Origin of the sequence: Streptococcus sp. HMSC072D03 (genome assembly GCF_001812855.1) — a bacterium.
GTDB lineage: Bacteria > Bacillota > Bacilli > Lactobacillales > Streptococcaceae > Streptococcus > Streptococcus salivarius_D.
Map to the genome: position 1 here is coordinate 39792 of NZ_KV810700.1, position 4374 is coordinate 44165.

The 4374-nt window shown below is 40.5% G+C and carries 4 protein-coding genes; all 4 read right to left on the minus strand.

Features of this window, described 5'->3' with window-relative positions:
* On the minus strand, window positions 1-2344 hold a 2344-nt coding region (locus tag HMPREF2877_RS09935; protein WP_083306942.1), incomplete at its 3' end, for a GBS Bsp-like repeat-containing protein.
* Between the two features lie 286 nt (window positions 2345-2630).
* On the minus strand, window positions 2631-2921 hold the full coding sequence (locus tag HMPREF2877_RS09940) for a hypothetical protein (RefSeq protein ID WP_002885564.1): 291 nt from the start codon (window positions 2919-2921) through the stop codon (window positions 2631-2633).
* Between the two features lie 64 nt (window positions 2922-2985).
* Window positions 2986-3678 carry a DUF6287 domain-containing protein gene (locus HMPREF2877_RS09945; RefSeq protein WP_002886755.1) on the minus strand — a complete coding sequence of 231 codons (693 nt, stop codon included), beginning with the start codon at window positions 3676-3678 and terminating at the stop codon, window positions 2986-2988.
* Window positions 3679-3812: 134 nt separating this feature from the next.
* The gene (locus HMPREF2877_RS09950; protein ID WP_002886754.1) at window positions 3813-4199 is read right to left on the minus strand and encodes a helix-turn-helix domain-containing protein; all 387 of its coding nucleotides are present in this window, start codon (window positions 4197-4199) and stop codon (window positions 3813-3815) included.
* Window positions 4200-4374: the final 175 nt, after the last annotated feature.

Below are 4374 nucleotides of genomic sequence, written 5' to 3' on the forward strand. Positions count from 1 at the left end.
CAGCCTTATGGTCACTAACATTGATACGAACCCTGTAGCTACCATCACTTTGTCTGCTAGCTTGGTGCCATACAAGGTCGTCTTGGCCGTCTTTAGCTGTCCAAACTGGAACACTTACGCCTTGAATAGCCTTGTCACCACCAGAAACATTAGTGATATGAACGTCAAAACCGAGGTTAGAGAGGTTTTCAATATTGATAGTACCGCTTGGTTTGCTTTCTTGTTGAGCAAGTTTAGCCACTGCTACATAACGACGGTTGCCATTGTAGCTGAGGTAAGAAAGCCATTCATAACCATCACCACTGACAATCTTGTCATAGTTGACTGACATACCAGCATCGTAGTAGGCCAACTCTGGGCTTGCCACACGAGGTTCTGCCTTAATGCCAGTACGAGCGGTAAAGGTATATGAACCTGAAGCTGGAAGATTGTGGCGAGTTGCATTTTGAACTGGAACAGTTGTACTAGTGCCTCCGATACCTACCATTTTACCATCTTGGACATAGTAGAGATGGACAATGTATTCACCTGCTTCAGCCTTATGGTCACTAACATTGATACGAACCTTGTAGCTACCATCACTTTGTCTGTCGGCTTGGTGCCATACAAGATCATCTTGGCCGTCCTTAGCTGTCCAAACTGGAACACTTACGCTTTGGATAGCCTTATCACCACCAGAAACATTAGTGATATGAACGTCGAAACCAAGGTTAGAGAGATTTTCAATATTGATAGTACCGCTTGGTTTGCTTTCTTGTTGAGCAAGTTTAGCCACTGCTACATAACGACGGTTGCCATTGTAGCTGAGGTAAGAAAGCCATTGGTAACCATCACCACTGACAATCTTATCGTAATTGACTGACATACCAGCAACGTAGTAGGCTAACTCTGGACTTGCCACACGAGGTTCTGCCTTAATGCCAGTGCGTTCTTTGAAGGTGTAAGTTCCTGAGTCAGGAAGGCTATAGCTAGTAGTTGTATGAGTTTCTTCAACCTTGGCAGGAACTGTGTAAGTTGTGCCACCAACACCAACCAATTTACCATTAGTTTCAACATAGTAAAGATGAACATTGTAGAGACCACGTTCATTCTTGTGGTCAGTTAGACTGACGTTAACTTTGTAGTTACCGTTGTTAAGACGAGTCGCATTGTACCAGATGATATCATCCTGACCATTCTTTTCAGACCAGATTGGAACAGATACCCCGAGGACACCGTTTTGGTCTGAAACATTACTGATAACTACACTAAAGTCACCATTGTCATGGCTTTCAATAGCGATATCGCCTCTTGGTTTAGCTACAGCCTCTGCAACAGCACCTAAGTCGACGTAACGACGAGTACCACTGTACGAAGTGTAAGAAATCCAACGGTGGTTGTCCGCAAGCAAAGATCTATCGTAGTTGACTGACATACCTGGATCAAAATTGAACTCAGTCTTAGCAGTCAAGCTAGGTTGGTTCTTCACATCTGCAGGTTTAGTGAAGTAATAAGTACCACGTTCAGGGACGGCTTCATCTCTAGTCGCTTCAGTGGTACTAGTATTTTCGGCCTTCAAAGCTGCGATATCAGCGTAGTAGCGTTCATAATCGTAACCAATGTAAGAAATCCATTGATGATCATCTCTCTTCAAGACCTTATCATAGATAACATGGTCACCTGCACTAAAGACGAAAGTAGGTTTGATATCCATGACTGGAGCTGTACGAATTTCAGTTGTGCGACGGAAATAAAAAGTACCGTTTGATGGAATATCAAGAGAACCATCAGCAGTCACAGGACCATCTACACCTGGCTGACTAGCATTAGTTAAGACAGTACGAAGACTAGTATCGACAGCTTCACGGTCAGTAGGTCTAACTTCCACTGCTTCTGACATCGCTGAACGGTCAGTTTCACTAGCTACTTCAGAGCTAGCTACTGATGACACTTCAGAACGTGGAGTAGCCACTTCTGATCTAGAAACAGAAGCGACAGCAGATGCAGAATGAGCAACCTCTGCTGATACTTCCAAAGAAGCAACCTCGCTGGACACTACACTACTAGCTTCAGAAGAAGCAACTTCACTGCTAGCAAGCTTAGGTCTTGGTGCTTCTGATCTTGACGCAGGTTCATTGAGGACATCGGTAACAGCTTCTGAAGTTGCCTGGTCAATTTGGGGTGCTTCAGAATTATTTACAGTAACTTCATAGTCTGTGATAGAACCTGTGCTATTGGCTTGTTCCTGAGCCAAAGCATGCCCACCAAGCATCAAGCTCGCACCAATTAAGACTGATGCAGCTCCAAAAGAATATTTACGTATTGAGTAACGTTGACGTTCCTTAAAAACATATGCCTTTCTCATTTTGATCACTCTCACTTTCTAGGCTGTTTGATAAAGATTGGAACCGTTTTCATACTTCTATTATACCTCTTTGAAATATTTTTTACAATTATTTCAATATTATTACTAAACTTTATTTTGTAGAAAATTGATAGCTAATTCTTTCAGATAACTATGATTAAGAAAAGCCCAAAGGGGCTACCTGAGGGCTTTTGCTACATCTAATTCCTTGACACATTAAGCAAATCTGAATAGATTAATTAATTCATTCTGGGTTGATTTGACTATAGGTATCAATCTAGTCTAACTATGATTCATCATAGATGTATTCTTCTAAATGTTCAGTCACTGTAATCTCATCGCAGGAGCTAACATTTTGAAAGTCCTTAATGTAAACAATTTTATACTGATTTGGTAGAAGTAATGGAAAGGCAATTGGCTTACCATTCTTACACACGCGAAACATCTGAAGGCTATCTGTTACGTTACTAATAAAGACAAACGGAAACAAATGAGGACTGGGAGAATCCAAATAGTGATAGGTCCCCTTTAAGGTACCACTAGTACTTCTCACTTCTCCATGTTCTTTTTGAGACATTTTTAAAGCGCACTCCTTCTACTACTTGTAATTTCCTTTTCTTAAGTACCGAGGGACAATACCATTAATCTAATTTATTGTAAACATGCATCCGACCATATATCGCATCAGAACCGAAACGAATCTGTCCATTACTATCAAAGAAAATTGGGTCACTGGTTGGTCCATCATTATGAGCAAAACCTGCTACATAACCGCCATCTTGAGCAAAACCATTAAAGAGCTGACTACTTGTATCACTATAACCACTTTCAGCACCAACACGGGTTACACTACCGGATGGGGATACTGTAATTGTGTCCCCTAAGTCATTTTGATAGGTACCAGCAACACTAGAGAAATCACCATTAGCCATTGCTGTAACATCCACTGCTGTGGTAGCTGGTGTTTGTTCCGCTGAAGCGGCTGGTTGTTCTGTCGTCGTTCCTTGATTTACTCCGGCTGTTTCTTCACTAGGATTTGTTGGGGCAACTTCTTGTTGAGTAGATCCAGCAACATTTCCGGCTGATGGTTGTGAATTCTTTTCTCCAGAGGTTTCTTTTGAGACTTCTTCTGAACTAGAAGATTTTGTCTTTTTCTCAGACTTCTTCGATTTTTCTTTTGAAGATGGTTTTGTCGATTTCACTTTCTGACTAACCTTACTAGAGCTCGATGTTAATGTGGCTTCCTTCTTGTTATTACCACATGCACCAAGTAATAGAACGGAAGTTAAAGCGAGTGCGGTTAAAGTTGTGAAACGTTTTGTAGCAGGTTTCATAATAATTCTCCTTAATACTCTATTTTAGACTGTGTCATTTTCAAAAATCTTGATGAATAAGTTATATTCTTTAGTTCTTCTTATGAATCTAATATACTGCATATTTTAAAAAAAAAGGACACGTATGTCCTGCTCTATTCTTTCATAGCATCTCTCATTTTCTCTGACATGATGTCAGCTAAAGAGGTATCTCCTAATAATCTAGCCAGCTTTTCGTCTAGTTTCATTAGGTTATTTGGCTTATCTAAACTAGTCGCATGCATCAATTGATATTTGAGATTGAGGTATTCTACCGGCAACTTTGAGCCTATAGCTCTCTCTCCAAGCAATTCCGATAAAGATATATTCAGACGTCTTGCCAAGTGCTCTAAGGTTTCTAGTTTAGGTTGAGACTTCCCTGTCTCTATACGTGTCAATTGTCGTACTGATAAAACCTCATCCCCTTCACAAAATTTTTCTTTAGTGAGTCCTTGTGCTAATCTCAACTCTCTTAACCGATGACCAAAGTCTTGTCCAAACATCGCTAGCTCCCTATTACTTGAAACTATTATAATTTTTATGATTTGTAATAGTATACCACCCAATATTCACTATTTCAATTGTGAAATGAAAAATAATTATTACTTTCAATACCGCTTACAAGTCAAAACCACCCGTGAGAACAGGTGGCTTGCTCTTCGGCTGAAAGCCTCTGCT

Bases quoted from the DNA above. Each gene is read 5' to 3' on its own strand.
- HMPREF2877_RS09950 (WP_002886754.1), bottom strand. From the start codon at position 4,199: ATGTTTGGACAAGACTTTGGTCATCGGTTAAGAGAGTTGAGATTAGCA.
- HMPREF2877_RS09940 (WP_002885564.1), bottom strand. From the start codon at position 2,921: ATGTCTCAAAAAGAACATGGAGAAGTGAGAAGTACTAGTGGTACCTTA.
- HMPREF2877_RS09945 (WP_002886755.1), bottom strand. From the start codon at position 3,678: ATGAAACCTGCTACAAAACGTTTCACAACTTTAACCGCACTCGCTTTA.